This is a genomic window from Polaribacter filamentus, from assembly GCF_002943715.1.
Classification (GTDB): Bacteria; Bacteroidota; Bacteroidia; order Flavobacteriales; family Flavobacteriaceae; genus Polaribacter; species Polaribacter filamentus.
This window is the reverse complement of the sequence record NZ_MQUA01000013.1, coordinates 2,842,327-2,858,528: the sequence shown is the minus strand read 5'-3', so window position 1 is coordinate 2,858,528 and position 16,202 is coordinate 2,842,327. Positions and strand designations below refer to the sequence as shown.

At 30.5% G+C, this 16,202-nt stretch carries 18 protein-coding genes; 13 read left to right on the top strand and 5 right to left on the bottom strand.

The features are described 5' to 3' along the window. Positions 1 to 41: 41 nt before the first annotated feature. The 8 genes from BST83_RS15080 to BST83_RS15045 all read left to right on the top strand — a co-directional run bounded on the left by BST83_RS15080 (position 42) and on the right by BST83_RS15045 (position 6,042). Complete coding sequence (locus tag BST83_RS15080) at positions 42 to 737, top strand: CoA transferase subunit A (protein ID WP_104810499.1); 696 nt, start codon at positions 42 to 44, stop codon at positions 735 to 737. A 33-nt stretch (positions 738 to 770) separates the two neighbouring features. Further along, on the top strand, positions 771 to 1,010 hold the full coding sequence (locus BST83_RS15075) for a four helix bundle protein (protein WP_367889199.1): 240 nt from the start codon (positions 771 to 773) through the stop codon (positions 1,008 to 1,010). Between the two features lie 140 nt (positions 1,011 to 1,150). Continuing rightward, positions 1,151 to 1,807 carry a 3-oxoacid CoA-transferase subunit B gene (locus BST83_RS15070; RefSeq protein WP_104810498.1) on the top strand — a complete coding sequence of 219 codons (657 nt, stop codon included), beginning with the start codon at positions 1,151 to 1,153 and terminating at the stop codon, positions 1,805 to 1,807. Between the two features lie 51 nt (positions 1,808 to 1,858). Continuing rightward, positions 1,859 to 2,089, top strand: coding sequence for a hypothetical protein (locus tag BST83_RS15065; RefSeq protein WP_104810497.1), 231 nt, complete (start codon positions 1,859 to 1,861; stop codon positions 2,087 to 2,089). Positions 2,090 to 2,147: 58 nt separating this feature from the next. Continuing rightward, positions 2,148 to 2,909, top strand: coding sequence for an exodeoxyribonuclease III (locus BST83_RS15060; RefSeq protein ID WP_104810496.1), 762 nt, complete (start codon positions 2,148 to 2,150; stop codon positions 2,907 to 2,909). 3 nt (positions 2,910 to 2,912) lie between these two features. After that, positions 2,913 to 4,430, top strand: coding sequence for a lytic transglycosylase domain-containing protein (locus BST83_RS15055; protein ID WP_104810495.1), 1,518 nt, complete (start codon positions 2,913 to 2,915; stop codon positions 4,428 to 4,430). A gap of 4 nt (positions 4,431 to 4,434) precedes the next feature. Continuing rightward, positions 4,435 to 5,418, top strand: coding sequence for a DUF4837 family protein (locus tag BST83_RS15050; protein ID WP_104810494.1), 984 nt, complete (start codon positions 4,435 to 4,437; stop codon positions 5,416 to 5,418). 123 nt (positions 5,419 to 5,541) lie between these two features. Then, a complete protein-coding gene (locus BST83_RS15045) occupies positions 5,542 to 6,042 on the top strand; it encodes a DUF1761 domain-containing protein (RefSeq protein ID WP_104810493.1) in 501 nt (166 codons plus the stop codon). Positions 6,043 to 6,105: 63 nt separating this feature from the next. On the opposite strand, the gene trpS is transcribed toward BST83_RS15045, so the two are convergent. Then, positions 6,106 to 7,074 carry a tryptophan--tRNA ligase gene (gene trpS, locus BST83_RS15040; protein WP_104810899.1) on the bottom strand — a complete coding sequence of 323 codons (969 nt, stop codon included), beginning with the start codon at positions 7,072 to 7,074 and terminating at the stop codon, positions 6,106 to 6,108. 156 nt (positions 7,075 to 7,230) lie between these two features. Between trpS and BST83_RS15035 the strand changes: the two genes are divergently transcribed. Both BST83_RS15035 and trhA read left to right on the top strand, forming a co-directional pair. Beyond that, positions 7,231 to 8,022: a lysophospholipid acyltransferase family protein gene (locus tag BST83_RS15035; protein ID WP_104810492.1), complete on the top strand. Its 792-nt coding sequence runs from the start codon at positions 7,231 to 7,233 to the stop codon at positions 8,020 to 8,022. Then, positions 7,994 to 8,632: a PAQR family membrane homeostasis protein TrhA gene (gene trhA / locus BST83_RS15030; protein ID WP_104810491.1), complete on the top strand. Its 639-nt coding sequence runs from the start codon at positions 7,994 to 7,996 to the stop codon at positions 8,630 to 8,632. The genes BST83_RS15035 and trhA overlap by 29 nt, the downstream gene beginning before the upstream one ends. A gap of 3 nt (positions 8,633 to 8,635) precedes the next feature. On the opposite strand, the gene BST83_RS15025 is transcribed toward trhA, so the two are convergent. From BST83_RS15025 to BST83_RS20820, 3 genes are read right to left on the bottom strand one after another with little or no spacing between them, the layout of a single operon-like run. Next, the gene (locus tag BST83_RS15025) at positions 8,636 to 9,106 is read right to left on the bottom strand and encodes a CYTH domain-containing protein (protein WP_104810490.1); all 471 of its coding nucleotides are present in this window, start codon (positions 9,104 to 9,106) and stop codon (positions 8,636 to 8,638) included. Next, positions 9,090 to 9,647 (bottom strand): methyltransferase domain-containing protein, encoded by a 558-nt coding sequence (locus BST83_RS15020; RefSeq protein ID WP_367889198.1) that lies wholly within the window; start codon positions 9,645 to 9,647, stop codon positions 9,090 to 9,092. The genes BST83_RS15025 and BST83_RS15020 overlap by 17 nt, the downstream gene beginning before the upstream one ends. After that, entirely contained in the window at positions 9,551 to 10,084 is a 534-nt protein-coding gene (locus BST83_RS20820) for a class I SAM-dependent methyltransferase (protein ID WP_146092182.1), read from the bottom strand. The genes BST83_RS15020 and BST83_RS20820 overlap by 97 nt, the downstream gene beginning before the upstream one ends. Positions 10,085 to 10,314: 230 nt before the next feature. Between BST83_RS20820 and porZ the strand changes: the two genes are divergently transcribed. From porZ to BST83_RS15005, 3 genes are read left to right on the top strand one after another with little or no spacing between them, the layout of a single operon-like run. Next, a complete protein-coding gene (porZ, locus tag BST83_RS15015; protein WP_104810898.1) occupies positions 10,315 to 12,642 on the top strand; it encodes a type IX secretion system anionic LPS delivery protein PorZ in 2,328 nt (775 codons plus the stop codon). After that, positions 12,642 to 13,364 (top strand): DNA repair protein RecO, encoded by a 723-nt coding sequence (recO, locus tag BST83_RS15010; RefSeq protein ID WP_104810488.1) that lies wholly within the window; start codon positions 12,642 to 12,644, stop codon positions 13,362 to 13,364. Before porZ ends, recO begins: the two co-directional genes overlap by 1 nt. Further along, positions 13,364 to 15,847 (top strand): TonB-dependent receptor, encoded by a 2,484-nt coding sequence (locus BST83_RS15005; RefSeq protein ID WP_240614781.1) that lies wholly within the window; start codon positions 13,364 to 13,366, stop codon positions 15,845 to 15,847. The genes recO and BST83_RS15005 overlap by 1 nt, the downstream gene beginning before the upstream one ends. 1 nt (position 15,848) lies before the next feature. On the opposite strand, the gene BST83_RS15000 is transcribed toward BST83_RS15005, so the two are convergent. After that, positions 15,849 to 16,196 (bottom strand): SdpI family protein, encoded by a 348-nt coding sequence (locus BST83_RS15000; protein ID WP_104810486.1) that lies wholly within the window; start codon positions 16,194 to 16,196, stop codon positions 15,849 to 15,851. Positions 16,197 to 16,202: the final 6 nt, after the last annotated feature.

Sequence of the window (16,202 nt, the reverse complement as noted above, 5' to 3'; positions counted from 1 at the left end):
TTAGATTAGTATTGCATAAACTACTTATAAAATATTAAAATATGATAAACAAAAAAGTAAACAATGTTCAAGAAGCTTTAGTAGGTGTGAAAAACGGAATGACTTTTATGTTAGGAGGTTTTGGTTTGTGTGGTATACCTGAAAATGCAATTTCTGAATTGGTAAAATTAGATGTTAGAGAGGTTACTTGTATTTCTAACAATGCTGGTGTTGATGATTTTGGTTTGGGTTTATTGCTGCAAAATAAGCAAATTAAAAAGATGGTTTCCTCTTACGTTGGTGAAAACGATGAATTTGAGCGCCAAATGTTATCAGGAGAATTAGAAGTAGAGTTAACGCCACAAGGAACTTTAGCAGAAAAATGTAGAGCTGCTCAAGCGGGGTTTCCTGCATTCTACACCCCTGCAGGATACGGAACAGAAGTTGCGGAAGGAAAAGAAACGAGAGAGTTTGACGGGAAAATGTACGTGTTAGAGCAGGCATTTAAAGCAGATTTCGCTTTTATAAAAGCTTGGAAAGGCGATGCTGCTGGGAACTTAGTTTTTAAAGGAACATCAAGAAATTTTAATCCGAATATGTGTGGCGCTGCAACAATTACTGTTGCAGAAGTAGAAGAACTAGTTCCCGTTGGTGAGTTAGACCCTAACAATGTTCATGTTCCAGGAATATTTGTACAGCGCATTTTCCAGGGTAAAAATTACGAGAAAAGAATTGAACAACGAACAGTTCGTGTTTAACTTGAAAATGCTTTAGTTTGGTAATTTGATAATCTGAGGAATGATAAAAAAGGTTATTTTAGATTTTATCTTCAGATTTTCATTAAAAGAATTACTTATTCTGAGTTCGTTAGAAGTAATAACAGATTCGCGATCTCTTCTCAGGTTTTTAGAAGTAGAGCTTCTATTGGGGCAAATAATAGAGAAGCAAAAAATGCAGAGAGTAAAATAGATTTTATTCAAAAATTTAAAATTGCAGCAAAAGAAAATGACGAAATAGAATACTGGTTATAACTTTATGAAACATCAGAGTTTTGCCCAGATCTAGATGAAAAAATGTTTAATTATTTAACGGTAATTATTAAGATTCTAAATAAAATTATTTCAACTTTTAAAGGTTAATTATCAAATCTATTAATTATCAAGTTAATATTATGTTAGACAAAAACGGTATTGCAAAACGAATTGCACAAGAAATTCAAGATGGTTTTTACGTAAACTTAGGAATCGGAATTCCGACTTTGGTTGCAAATTACGTTAGAAATGATATTGAAGTAGAATTTCAATCAGAAAACGGAGTACTTGGAATGGGACCTTTTCCGTTTGAAGGAGAAGAAGATGCAGATGTTATAAATGCCGGTAAGCAAACGATTACCACAATGCCAGGTGCCAGTTTTTTTGATTCTTCAATGAGTTTTGCGATGATTCGTGGCAAACATGTGCATTTAACAATTCTTGGTGCCATGGAGGTTTCAGAAAATGGCGATATTGCCAACTGGAAAATTCCAGGGAAAATGGTAAAAGGAATGGGTGGTGCTATGGATTTAGTGGCATCCGCAGAAAATATTATTGTTGCCATGATGCACACCAATAAAGCAGGTGAATCTAAAATTTTAAAACGATGTTCATTGCCTTTAACAGGGGTTAGTTGTGTAACCAAAGTGGTTACGAATTTAGCAGTTTTAGAGGTTAAAAATAATGAGTTCCATTTATTAGAGAGAGCTCCTGGGGTTTCTGTAGAAGAGATTAAAAATACAACAGAAGGTACTTTAATTGTAAATGGAGAAATACCAGAAATGGTGCTATCTTAAATTTTTTTGCTAAAAGAAAGAAACGTTACTTTATGAATAAAAAGCGATAAGATGAAACTATTTAAACAAATATATTGGTTAATCAATCCATTATTAATAGTTGTTTTTATGCTGATAACTGAAAATTTTTTCGAAATTGATGAAATAGTAATTAGTACTTCAATAGCAGTAATATTAGCTTATATTTTGTCACCAAGAGTAAAAGTTGTAGAAAAACAGCATGGAGCAGAAGAACAAATAAAATGGCTGCTTTTCAAAAAAGTATTCATTAATAAAATTTAACGAGCGAACTAAAATAAGAGTATTTCTTCCTTCTGGGAAGAAGTAAAGACAGGCCTTCATGAAAATAATATCATACAACGTAAACGGAATTAGAGCAGCCTTGAAAAAAGGTTTTATTGATTGGTTACAAGCTGCAAATCCAGATGTAATTTGCATACAAGAAACCAAAGCTCATAAAGAACAATTAGAGCTTTCTGAATTTGAAAATGCGGGCTATCCTTATCATTATTGGTTCTCAGCACAGAAAAAGGGGTACTCTTCAGTAGCTATTTTTTGTAAAGAAAAACCAAATCATGTTGAATATGGAACAGGAATTGAATCTATGGATTTTGAAGGTAGAAATTTACGTGTAGATTTTGACGAAGTTTCTGTGATGAGTTTGTATTTACCTTCGGGAACAAATTTAGAAAGATTAGATTATAAGTTCAACTATATGGATGAATTTCAAGAATACATCCATAATTTAAAGCAAGAAATTCCGAATTTAGTTATCTGTGGAGACTATAATATTTGCCACGAGGAAATAGACATTCACAACCCGAAAATGAAAGGAGTTTCTGGGTTTTTACCCGAAGAGAGAACTTGGATGGGCGCTTTTATCCATAACGGATTTATAGATAGTTTCAGGTATGTGAATCCGGATGCACAAGAATATTCTTGGTGGAGTTATAGAGCAAATTCTAGAGCTAATAATAAAGGTTGGCGTTTAGATTATGCTATGGTTTCTAGTCCTTTGAAGGATAAAATTTCTAGAGCTTATATTTTATCAGAAGCCAAACATTCAGATCATTGCCCAATAGTATTAGAATTAGATATATAATTTATGAAAATTTTTTTATTTCTGCTACTTTTTAGCCTTTCTATTTTTTCTCAAAAAGAAAAAAACAGTACAGTAAAGGTCAAAATTGATACTTTATCATTAGTTAAATCTGAAACCAAAAAAATTATTGAGCCAGATTTGTTTTCTAGCGAGGATTTAATAACGATGGATAGCTTGTTGGTTGATGAAAAATTTAATTCTGCATTAGTAGATAGTTTGGAATATGTTATTGATGATAAGGATATTATAGGCACTACTGCATCAATTTTAACGACAGATTTATTAAAGCAACGCTTATTAATTTTAAACCAGAAAACGCCTTTTAATTTAGCCTATAATCCGGGTTTAGAAAAAGTAATTAATAGTTATTTGTCATCCCGAAGAAAGTATTTTCCTCAGTTGTTAGCGAGAGCAAAGTATTACTTTCCGATTTTTGAGCAATATTTAGATGAGTATGATATTCCTTTAGAAATGAAGTACTTAGCGATTGTGGAATCGGCATTGCATCCTCAAATAAAATCAAGAGCAGGTGCGACTGGTTTATGGCAATTTATGTATGGCACAGGAAAACAGTTTGATTTAAATGTAAGTTCTTATGTTGATGAACGTCAAGATCCTGTAAAATCAACAATTGCAGCTTGTCAATATTTAAGTCAGTTATACAAGATTTTTGGCGATTGGGATTTAGCATTGGCAGCTTATAATTCTGGACCAGGAAACGTTTCAAAAGCGATACAAAGATCTGGAGGCAATAAGAATTATTGGAATATAAGACCTTATTTACCAAGAGAAACAGCAAGTTATGTTCCTGCGTTTTATGCTACTATGTATATTTTTGAATATGCAGAAGAACATGATATATATTCAGAACTACCTCAGTTTTTTAACTTTGAAACAGATACAATTCGGGTAAAAAGAACAATTGGTTTTGATCATATTACAGAAATACTAAAAGTAGAAGAAAACGTAATTTCTTTTCTAAACCCTGTTTATAAATTAGATATAATTCCTTTTATAAAAGATCATAATTATGCGTTAAGGTTACCAAAAGATAAAATTATTGAATTTTTAGAAAAAGAAAAAGAAATTTATGCATTAGCTGAAGCTGATGAAGCTTCAAGAGAAAAACCTATGCCTAAGTATTTTGAAATGGATAATAGTATTCGTTACAGAGTGAAAAATGGTGATTTTTTAGGGAAAATTGCAGAAAAATTTAGTGTGAGAGTAAGCGATATTAAACGATGGAACACGTTAAAAAACAGTCATTTAAGAATAGGTCAAAGGCTTACTATTTTTTCAAGGAAGGCCTCTGCAGCACAAATAGAAACAACAAGTAAAAAAAAGACATCGGCAACAGGAAAAGACGACTATGAAGTGTATATTGTGAAAGAAGGTGACTCACTTTGGACTATTTCTAAAAAATTTAAAAATGTTTCTATTGAAGAAATTAAAAAGTGGAACAATATTTGGAGTGCTAAGAGTTTAAAAACCGGAACTAAACTAAAAATTTATAAAAGCTAAACCCATGAAAAAAATATTTTCTATTCTAGTAATCACTATTTTGTTATCCTCTTGTGTAGGTAATGACAAGGTTATATTAAAAGAATCTATTGGTAAATTAAATAAAGTGATGGTGGTTGCTAAAATTAGCGATTGGACAGGTGATGTGGGTAAAGAAGTGCGTAATTCTTTTGGAGAATTAATAGTGGGTTTACCACAACCAGAGCCTATTTTAGATGTTTCTCAAGTTGCGCCAAGTGGATTTAGCTCTATGATGAAAGCGAGCAGAAATATTTTAATTATTTCAGAAAGTAATAACGAAGGTTTTTCTGTAAAAAACAATATATATGCGCAACCACAGACGGTTGTTTACGTTCAAGCAAAAGATGATGCCGGTATTATAAAACTCTTACAGAAATACAAAAAAGAAATTAAAAGTATTTTTTTAGAAGCGGATGTAAAATTTACGCAAAGTATCTTCGAAAAAGACAAACAGGATAATACGCATTATAAAACACTTCAAAATTTAGGCATTTCTTTAACCATACCTACGAAGTTTAATATTGTAGATGATACAGGAGAATTTCTGTGGTTAAGAAATCATTTAACAAGCGGAATTGCAAAAACAGGTAGCAATAATATTTTAGTATATTCAATTCCTTTGACTGATGAAAGTAAAGTTGCAGATAATATTGTTGCGGTTAGAGATAGTATTGGAGAAAAATATATTCCTGGTACGGATGCAGAAACACAACACATGATTACAGAAGAAGCCTATACGCCTTTTACTTTTGATGCTGTTATTGATGGAAAAAAAGCGTATGAAACTCGTGGAAAATGGGAGGTAAAAAATGATTTTATGGCTGGGCCTTTTCTAAATTATACTATAATTGATAAAAAAAACAATAGATTAATTATTTTTGAAGGATTTACATACGCACCATCCGTAAACAAAAGAGCTTTTCTTTTTGAATTGGAAGCCATTGCAAAATCGATGAAGATTAAATAGTGGAATTTAAAATATAAATATAGAAAGTCTAAAACGTTAAATTTTAGACTTTTTTTTATGTCCTATTTACAGTCAAAAGCTTATTTCCTATATTTGAAAATCAATCAATAAACAATTTTAATTATGGAAATGAATTTTTATATCTTTTTTTTAGCGGCTTTAGTTCCGTTAGTTATTGGTTTTGTTTGGTACGGTCCTTTATTTGGGAACGCTTGGATGAAAGAATTAGGATTCACTAAAGAATCTTTAGCAAACAAAAACATAGTATTAACTTTAATTTTGAGTTACGTGTTTAGTTTATTTCTAGCAATTTTTTTGTTACCTGCAACCATACATCAAATGGGTGTGTATTCCACTTTAGCAGGAGAACCAGGTTTTGCAGAAAGTACAGGAGAAGCATTTACGTATTTCCAAGATTTCTTATCAAATTATGGTGATCGTTTTAGAACTTTTAAACATGGCGCACTTCATGGAGTATTATCAGGGTTGTTTTTAGCCATGCCAGTAATTGCAATCATCGCAATGTTTGAGAGAAAGAGCGTAAAATATGTGGCGATTAATGCTGGATATTGGATTGTAACGCTAGCAATTATGGGTGGTTTAATTTGTCAATTCGGAATGTAGTTTTATATTTAAAAATAAAGAATGCCGCTTTTAACGGCATTCTTGATAAACTTATAATTTGTATTAATACCCAATTTTTGCTCTAACTCTTTTTAAAACTTCATTTGCTACAATTGTAGCTTTTTCTGCTCCAATTTTAAGTGCATCATCAATTTCATTTTTGTTTTCCATAAAATGAGTATATCGTTCTCTAACTGTGGTGAATTTCTCTACAATTAATTCATAGAGTGCTTGTTTTGCATGACCATACCCATAATTTCCACCTTCATAATTTGCTCTCATTACAACAATTTGTGCATCCGAAGCTAGTAATTTATAAAGCGCAAATACATTATCTATATCAGGGTTTTTAGGGGCTTCTAAAGGAGTACTATCCGTTTTAATCGCCATTATTTGTTTTCTTAGTTTTTTATCCGTCAAGAAAATATTAATGATATTATTTCTAGATTTACTCATTTTTCCACCATCAGTTCCAGGAACTAATTCTGTGTGTTCTTGTATTTTTGCATCAGGAGCAACTAAAGTTTCGCCAACAATGTTATTAAATCTGTTTGCTACATCACGCGCCATTTCTAAATGTTGTAATTGATCTTTACCAACAGGTACAATTTCTGCATCATATAATAAAATATCGGCTGCCATTAACATTGGATATGAAAATAAACCCGAATTCACATCTTCTAATCGATCTGCTTTATCTTTAAAACTATGTGCTAATGTTAACCGTTGATACGGAAAAAAACAGCTTAAATACCAAGTTAATTCTGTTACTTGAGGAATATCACTTTGTCTGTAAAAAACAGTTTTATTGATGTCCAAACCGCAAGCTAGCCAAGTAGCAGCAGTACTATACGTATTTTCTCTTAATTGCTTTCCGTCTTTAATTTGAGTTAAAGAATGCATATCAGCAATAAATAAAAAAGCTTCATTTTTAGGATCATTTGCCATTTTTATGGCGGGTAAAATAGCCCCTAATAAATTTCCTAAATGTGGTGTTCCGGTACTTTGTACTCCAGTTAAAATTCTAGACATTAAATTGTGTGTTTTGAGATCTATTTGCACAAGAGTCATATAATTAAACGCTCTGCGAGCACAAAAATAAGGTTTTGTTTAAGAAAATCAATAAACAAAAGAATATTCCTATTTTAGCTCTTTGTTACAAATAATAATTAACCTTTAATAATTTGTGTGAAGTATCTAAAAATACCTTTTCTTTTAATTTGGCGAATTTGGTTTTACACTTTAATGATTGTAACGATTTTAGTTTTGTCTCCTTTTATGTTGTTGTTCTCTTTTAAAGAAGAACAGTATCATCTCTTTTGGAAAGTTGCCAGAATTCTGTCTAAAGTTTTAGTGTACGGAATGGGTTTTCGTCTAAAAGAACAAAATGATCAAATTACGGAAATTGATAAAAGTTATATGTTTTGTCCAAATCATGCCTCATTAATGGATGCTTTTGTGTTAATTGCCTTAAGTAAAAACCCAATAGTTTTTGTTGGGAAACATGAGTTGATTAAAATACCTGTTTTTGGTTTTTTTTACAAGAAAGTTGTAATTGTGGTAGATAGAAGCTGTTCTGAAAGTAGAAAAAGAGTATATGAATTGGCTAAGAAAAGATTGCATAACGGTACAAGTATGGCTATTTTTCCTGAAGGATTAGTACCTACAGAAAACATTGTTTTAGCGCCGTTTAAAAATGGTGCTTTTAGTTTGGCTATTGAATTTGAAATACCAATAGTTCCGCAGGTTTATTACGATTGTAAACGATTATTTTCTTGGGATTTTTTTAAAGGAAGTCCAGGTATTTTTAGAATTCATCAGCATGCATTTATAGAAACTAAAGGGTTGACATTGCAAGATATGGAGAAACTGAAACAGCAAGTTTTTAACATCATTGAAGACGATTTATTGAGTGATAAAAAATATATGAACGATACAAATAGACCAAATAATGAGCGAGAGTTTAAATCACCGTTATAGTACTACAGAAGAGAAATTAAATGTGCTTTCTCATGGTTTAGGATTGGTTTTAAGTGTCATTGCTTTTCCTTTTTTAATACTTAAATCGATAGAATTTACAGGTTTTTGGGAACCAATAAGTTTTATTATTTACGGTTTAAGTTTAATTATTTTATATGCAGCTTCTACTTTTTATCACGCAGCAAAAACTCCAAAGAAAAGAAGAAGACTAAATATTTTTGATCATTCTGCAATTTATGTCCTAATCGCGGGTAGTTATTCTCCGTTTTGTTTAGTTGGCTTAAATTCTAATTTAGGCTGGTATATGTTTTTATTTGTGTGGCTTTTTGCTTTAACGGGTGTTATTTTAAAACTCTTTTTTACTGGCAGATTTGATAAAGTTTCTACAGCAATGTATTTGTTAATGGGTTGGCAAGTGTTATTCTTTATTAAACCCTTAATGCAAAGTTTAACACCGGAAGGCTTGCAGTTTTTAATTGTTGGAGGTGTTTTTTATTCTATCGGTGCTATTCTGTACTCCATAAAAAAGATACCTTATAATCACTTTATTTTTCATGTTTTTGTTTTGTTAGGAAGTCTCAGTCATTTTATAGCGATCTATAATCTTTAAAAATTACCATTTTTTAAAAGGATTTTTGCTTAAACTTGAGTTGTAATATTTTATATTCCCTGTAACTTCTTTGCCTAACCAAGAGGGTTTTTTAAATTGCTCGTTTTCAGAATTTAATTCGATTTCTGCAACAATTAACCCTTGGTTATCGCTGTAAAACTCATCAACCTCAAAAATATGATGTTCACTTTTTACATAAAACCGTGTTTTATCAATAATTGAAGGTTCGCACAATAAAAGTAGTTGTTCGGCTTCTAAAATATCAATTTCTTTTTCCCATTCAAAACGTGTTGTACCTGTTGTATTCGATTTTCCTTTAATTGTTATAAAACCTTTATCATCTGCAATTCGAATTCGTACGGTTCTATTTTTATCAGAATTTAAATACCCTTGTTTTAGCAGTTTTTTCTGATAAGCTTCTGTTTTAAAATCTTCATTTTCCACTAAAAATTTTCTTTCAATTTCTAAACTCATAAACTCTTTTTATTTTCGTACACACCAAATATAAAATCAGAATTATTTTTTTCAAATATTCATCTTCCAATTTAAAAAGATTATCCAAAATTTTCTCTTTTTCATCATTTAATTCATAAAAGTGATGTGATATATCTCTCAGGGCACTCATTAATAGATTTCCCCCATAAGGTTTTTCTAGAATTGTATTATAATTTTTATGGATTGAAAGCATTATACTCCCAGAATCAATGCATTCGGAAGGATCTGCTATAATCATTCTTAATATACCAACTCCTCTGTATTTATTTTTATAAAATTTACTTCTAAATCTTGTTCTAAATTTTTTTGGAATTATAGCAATTGCATCATTTATTGCATTAATTTGATTCCTAGGGAATTGGTGTCTTGTGGTGCCAACAAATTCATTAATTATTAATAGTCCGTCTGGTTTTAAACTATGTTTCATTTTACCTGATAAAAAATATTCAATATTATCAAAATGATGTAAAGAAGATTTAAAAAATATGATATCAAAATCATTCTCTTTAAAATCAAAAATGTCAATGTTCTTTGCAATAAATTTGATATTTGTAATGTTTTTTCTTTTGCACTTTTAGCAGCAATTTTTAATAGATTATCCGCAATATCCACACAAACAATTTCTTTAAAAATAGTGTTATGTTCTGCTAATTCTATTTCTCGATTACTGATACCAGAACCTAAAGAAAGGAGTCTTAATCCAGATTTATCCTTTAGAAAATCTTGAGTTAGAAAATCTATATAGTTTTGATCTTTTTTTCCTGTAATTAAAAGATTCCAACGTTCTAAAACTTTAGGGATTGACCAAAAATTTGAAGAAATAAAAGAAGTATTATCAAAAGCACTTTTTGTCCTTTTTTCGTTATTAAAATTAAATTTTGAAAATAAAAAACTACTTCCTCTTTGTCTTATTTTGAAATATGTATCTATAAAATCGTCTAACGTAATTAGCTTCATTGTTTATATTTTTCTTGTAAAGAACAAATTTTTATTCTTCACAAGTATTAAAAATCTGTAAATAAATATAAAAATACATTTTTTTAAATTTAGTTTGTTTCAAAATTAGTATTAATAATTTTATAAAAAACTATCTTAGTATTTCTAAATGATTTATAATTTGTACTAATATCAGTATTAGTGAGTTTTGTTTTAATTAATAAATATCTTTGGGAATTAAAATTAAAATAATGAAGAAACTTTTATCAATATACATCTTGTTTTTCTTTGTAATTACAAACGCTCAAATAAATTACAGCAATTCTTGGGAAGATTTCTACTCATATAATAATGTAAAAGATTTTGTAAAAGTGGATGCTATTATTTACGCTTTGGTGGATAATGCTATTTTTACTTTTGATGAAACTACGTTAGAAATTAAAAAACTTTCGTCAATTCAAGGTTTATCGGGTGAAACCACTTCCTCAATTCATTATAATGCTACTTTTAAAAGATTGATTATTGGCTATCAAAACGGATTAATTGAAGTAATTGATGAGAATGAAAGTGTTACAATTTCATCAGATATTATAAATTTTAATCAAACAGGTGAAAAAAGCATCAATCATATTTCTGAATCTGGAAACACATTATACCTTTCTACACCTTTTGCAATTGTGGAATATGACATAGAAAAGCTAGAATTTGGAGATACTTTTTTTATAGGAAACAGTTCAACATCTTTAATTATAAATAAAACAGTCATTTCTGATGGAAAAATTTATGCGGTTACAGAAGATGGAATTTTTAATGCAACTTTAACTAGCAAACTTTTAATTGATTTTAAGAATTGGCAACAACAATTTATAGGTCGTAATTTTAACGACATTTCACTTTTTAATAATAAATTATATGTTTCAGAAGGCTCTAAATTGTTTCAATTCAACAATGGTATATTAACGCTAGTAAGAGATTTCTTTGAACGAATAATTGGCTTAAAATCTTCGAGTACTAATTTAACAATTGCTTTAAATAAAAAAGCGATCGTTTTAGATTTAAGTCAAAATGAACTTGCTGAATTTACTTCAAACCTAGAATTCGATTTTACATTATTAAATGCTTTTTATGAGAATAACACTATCTATTTAGCGACCAAAGAATTCGGAATTTTAAAAACCAGTTTTGCTCAAATCAATACGTATCAAGAAATTCATCCGGAAGGTCCTTTATCAAATGATGTTTTTTCAATAGCAGTAAAAGATAATAATCTTTGGGTTGTATATGGTGGTTATGACGGAGTTTATGGACCTATGCAAAAAAAACAGGGGTTTAGTCATTTTGATGGAGAAAATTGGATAAACACAAAATTCAATCCAGCATTTCCTGTTACTGATTTAAATTATATTTCTATTGATCCTGCTGCAGAATACAAAGTATATATAAGTTCTTTTGGAGACACAGGCGCTATTAATAGTGTTTCTACAGGTGGTTTATTAGTCGTAGAAAATGATGAAATTAAAACGTTTTATAATCATTTAAATAGTCCTTTGCAAGATATAGAACCTTTATTACCAAATAGAGTTACTTTAAGAATTAGTGCATCGGCTTTTGATAGTCAAGGTAATTTATGGGTTACTAATATTGGTGTATCAAATGAGTTGAAAAAGTTTTCGGCTTCTGGCCAATGGTCTAGCTATGATATGTCATCCGTAAAAACAAGCAGCGCTTTTGGTCTAAGTGAAATGGCTATAGATAGATCAAATAGTATTTGGTATGGTTCAAGAAGAAATGGCGTTTTTGTGTTCAATGAAAATGGCAATAGAAAAAGAGCATTAACTGCAACACCAAATCTTGGGAATTTGCCAGATACAGATGTGTTAACAGTAGCTGTAGATAAAAGTAATAGAGTTTGGTTGGGTACAAGATCTGGCATGGTTGTCTACAGAAATGCTGCTGGTGTTTTTGATGCAGATATTTTAAATGCTGAACCTGTTATTATTGAAGAAAACGGAGTAGGAGAGCGCTTGTTGGGAGATCAAAGAATTAATACAATAACGGTTGATGGTGCCGACAATAAATGGTTTGGAACGGATAGTGGTGGTGTTTTATACACAAACCCATCAGGACAAAAAACTTTAGCAAACTTTAGCAAAGTAAATTCTCCTTTACCGTCTAACAAAATTTTAAAAATTAGAACAGATACCTCAAACGGAAAAGTATATTTTGCTACAGAAAAAGGCATTGTTGCATATAATAGTAAAGTTGCAACTTTTGGTGAGGTTTTAGGTGATGTTTACTCATACCCAAATCCTGCGTTAAAAAATCATGAAGTCATAACGATCGATGGTAGAAATGGAACCCATTTACCAAAAGGAACAAATGTAAAAATACTTGATGTTGCAGGTAATTTAGTTTATGAAACCAATGTTGTAGAAGGGCAAGAATTGCAAGGTGGTAAAGTAGTTTGGAACAAAAAGAACTTAGCGGGTAAAAAAGTGGCATCGGGTATTTATGTTGTCCTTTTAGTAAATGATGATGCTTCGGAAACAACAACAACTAAAATAGCGATTGTAAATTAATGGCAGTTGTAACTACGAACGCCATTGTTTTAAGTTCACTAAAATATGGTGATACCAGCTTAATTGTAAAATGCTACACACAAGAAGAAGGTGTTAAAACCTATTTAATAAGAGGTGTTTTAAAACCAAAAAAATCCGGATTAAAAGCGGCATACTTTCAGCCTTTAACGCAACTAAGAATTGTAGCCAATCATAACTCAAAAAATACTTTAAATTCTATAAAGGAATTGCAAGTAATACATCCGTATAAAACATTTCATACAGATATTGTAAAACAATCAGTAGTGCTTTTTTTATCAGAAGTTCTGTCTAATTCAATTCAAGAGGAAGAGCAGAATTTAGCGCTTTACGAATATTTAGAAACGGCTTTTATCTGGTTAGATGTGCATGACAGAGTTGCAAATTTTCATTTATTATTCTTACTGAATTTAAGTGGGTTTTTAGGTTTTTACCCTGATACATCAGATAAAAACAAAAAAGGATTTGATTTGCTAGAAGGTATTTTTTCTGATAACATTCATGAAAAAAATGTGATTTCAAAGAACGATTTTTATCAATTTAAAAAGCTGTTAGGCATAATTTTTGATACACTAGAAAATGTTATTTATAGCAAAGAGGAAAGGCAGCTTGTTTTAAAAGTAATCATACAGTATTTTAAATTACATTTAGACAGTTTTAGAAACCCAAAATCTTTACAAGTCTTAGAAACCGTTTTTAGTTGATGATGAAGTTTACCGTTTTAGTATTTGTTGTTTTTTTTAGCAGTGTAACCTTTGCTCAAAAAATAAAAGTTTTAGATAAAAAAACCGGAAAAAAAGTAAACAATGTTACTATTTATAATTTCGACGCAACCATTAGTTTAACCACAGGTTCTGACGGTTTAGCTGATGTTTCTTCATTTAAAGACGATGAAATAATTCTGATTTCTCATTTGTCTTATTCGATGATTAGTATAAAAAAATCAAATTTAGAAAAGCAAAATTTTATTATTTATTTAACCAAACAGTCAGAACAATTAGATGAAGTTGTAATTTCTGTTTTTAAGAAAGAAGAAAAAACGAAAAGAATTGCAGAGCAAATTGCTGTACTTTCATCCAAAGATATTCAAAAAATTTCTGCTCAAACTTCTGCGGATTTATTAGCAACGATTCCTGGAATTAAAGTTCAAAAATCGCAATTTGGGGGAGGAAGCCCTGTAATTCGAGGAATGGAATCGAACAGAGTTTTGTTGGTGGTTGACGGCGTTAGAATGAATAATGCTATTTATAGAAAAGGACATTTGCAAAGTTCAATTACCATTGCTCCAAATTTATTAGATAAAACCGAAGTAGTTTTTGGACCGTCATCTGTAATTTATGGTTCAGATGCTTTAGGTGGTGTAATTCATTATTATACAAAAACACCTAAATTATCTGAAGAAGATAAAGTTTCCAGTCAATTATTTTCAAGATTTTCAACCGTAAATCAAGAAATTACAACCAATGTTTCGGCAGAATTAAGTTTTAGTAATTGGGCGTCTTTTACAAGTGTTTCGTATTCAGATTTTGGCGATTTGAAAGCGGGTGAAAATAGAAATCACGGATTTGCTGATTGGGGAAAAGTGTTTTACTATTCAGAAAATGTAAACGGAAATTACGAGGAAAACCCTACGAAGAACGAAAACCCAAATTTTTTAAGAAATACAGGTTATAATCAAACGGATGTGTTGCAAAAGTTCTTTGTTCCATTGTCTAAAAATACCGATTTAAAAATTAATTTACAATATTCAACATCTTCAGATATACAAAGATTTGATCGGTTAACAGAGTTAAAAGATTTAACGGATGTATCGTCTTTAAAGTTTGCAGAATGGTATTATGGGCCTCAAAAAAGATTGTTAATTTCATCGCAATTAGACATCAATCCTTATAAAAATTGGTTAGAAAGAGGTACCATAACTATTGCTTATCAAAACCTTCAAGAAAGTAGAATTCAAAGAAAATTCGGGAGTTTAGATCGTTCTTACAGAGAGGAGAAGGTAGATGTTTTTAGTGTAAATGGAGATTTTTCTGTGCCTTTAACAGATGATGATAGAAGAACATTATCTTATGGTTTTGAGTTTGCTTATAATGATGTTTCTTCTAATTCTTATGGTAAAACTTTGAATATTTCAAACGGAGAAATTAATGGTTTTTCGAATGATTTTAAGGTGCAATCTCGCTACCCTGACGGTGGAAGTGAGTACTTAAGTTCTGCATTTTATATCGATTACAGGCAAGATATTAATCCGAAATCAACTTTAAATTCAGGAATTAGATTTACGAATACAAATTTACATGCAACTTGGGTAGATCAAACGTTTATACAACTTCCAGAAACAGAAATTAGCTCAAATAACTCTGCGGTAACAGCAACTTTAGGCTACGTTTACAAGCCTGCTAGAAATTGGCAATTAAATAGTGTTTTGTCTTCTGGGTTTCGTTCCCCAAATATTGATGACGTTGGTCGAGTTCGTGAAAAAAGTGGGGACGTAACTGTACCAAATATCGATGTAAAACCAGAGTTTGCCTATAATGCAGAGGTTGGGATTCAGAAATATTTTAATAATAGAAAATTCCGTTTAGGAGCAAATATTTTTTATACATTATTAGACAATTACATCATTAGAGATCATTTTACCCTCAATGGAAGTGATCAAGTTTTATTTGATGGCGAATATGGCAATGCAGTTGCCAATCAGAATAGAGGAAATGCTTTTATTACAGGATATACAATTAGTTATTTAGGAAAAATTTCTAATAGTTTTAACACATCAGGATTCATCACTTATACAAAGGGAAGAACCTATGATACGAGAGAACCGATGTCTTCCATTCCGCCTTTATTTGGTCAGTTTGAGGTTAATTATATAAAGGATAAAATAGAAGTTGGTGCCGCTTTAAGGTTTAATAGTAAGAAAGATATTGCAGATTTTAATTTTACTGAGGGAATTGACAATCACGATTTAACTCCGGTTGTTGATGCCAATGCAAACAATGATGAGGACATTTATTCTGGTACGCCAAGTTGGGTTACTTTAGGCATAAATGGGCGTTATTCCGTAACTGAAAACTTTTCAGTACTAGCAAGATTAGATAATATTTTTGACGAACATTACATCGAATTTGCTTCAGGAGTTTCATCTCCAGGAAGAAATTTATCGCTTTCTTTTGTGGCTAATTTTTAAACTATTTTTTCCTGTCACCTTCTTCGGTAAAATTATCAGATAAAGATTTTTCTGTTTTTATAACACTTACAAGAAGTGATAACATAACTAAAATCATAGGCTGCCAAGTTAATTCTTGCACAGAAATAGAGGCTAAAATTAGAGCAGCTAAAAAGGAAATACCTGCGTAAATAAGAAAATTTTTGTTAAATGTGCTGTTAGCGAAGCTCCAAATATCTTCATTTAGCATTGCTTTGAAAGTTCTGTAACCATATATTTTGTTGATTTTTTTTGGCGGAAATTTCCAAAAAATAATACTCAATAAAAATAATAAACCATTTGTGGTTAAAACGTATGTAACTGGATTCATCTATTC

Coding starts and splice junctions, on each gene's coding strand:
- BST83_RS15025 (WP_104810490.1), bottom strand. CDS start 9,106: ATGAGTTTAGAAATTGAAAGAAAATTTTTAGTGGAAAATGAAGATTTT.
- BST83_RS15080 (WP_104810499.1), top strand. CDS start 42: ATGATAAACAAAAAAGTAAACAATGTTCAAGAAGCTTTAGTAGGTGTG.
- recO (WP_104810488.1), top strand. CDS start 12,642: ATGGCAGTTGTAACTACGAACGCCATTGTTTTAAGTTCACTAAAATAT.
- BST83_RS20820 (WP_146092182.1), bottom strand. CDS start 10,084: ATGAAGCTAATTACGTTAGACGATTTTATAGATACATATTTCAAAATA.
- BST83_RS15060 (WP_104810496.1), top strand. CDS start 2,148: ATGAAAATAATATCATACAACGTAAACGGAATTAGAGCAGCCTTGAAA.
- BST83_RS15055 (WP_104810495.1), top strand. CDS start 2,913: ATGAAAATTTTTTTATTTCTGCTACTTTTTAGCCTTTCTATTTTTTCT.
- trhA (WP_104810491.1), top strand. CDS start 7,994: ATGAGCGAGAGTTTAAATCACCGTTATAGTACTACAGAAGAGAAATTA.
- trpS (WP_104810899.1), bottom strand. CDS start 7,074: ATGTCTAGAATTTTAACTGGAGTACAAAGTACCGGAACACCACATTTA.
- BST83_RS15005 (WP_240614781.1), top strand. CDS start 13,364: ATGATGAAGTTTACCGTTTTAGTATTTGTTGTTTTTTTTAGCAGTGTA.
- BST83_RS15050 (WP_104810494.1), top strand. CDS start 4,435: ATGAAAAAAATATTTTCTATTCTAGTAATCACTATTTTGTTATCCTCT.
- BST83_RS15065 (WP_104810497.1), top strand. CDS start 1,859: ATGAAACTATTTAAACAAATATATTGGTTAATCAATCCATTATTAATA.
- BST83_RS15045 (WP_104810493.1), top strand. CDS start 5,542: ATGGAAATGAATTTTTATATCTTTTTTTTAGCGGCTTTAGTTCCGTTA.
- porZ (WP_104810898.1), top strand. CDS start 10,315: ATGAAGAAACTTTTATCAATATACATCTTGTTTTTCTTTGTAATTACA.
- BST83_RS15000 (WP_104810486.1), bottom strand. CDS start 16,196: ATGAATCCAGTTACATACGTTTTAACCACAAATGGTTTATTATTTTTA.
- BST83_RS15070 (WP_104810498.1), top strand. CDS start 1,151: ATGTTAGACAAAAACGGTATTGCAAAACGAATTGCACAAGAAATTCAA.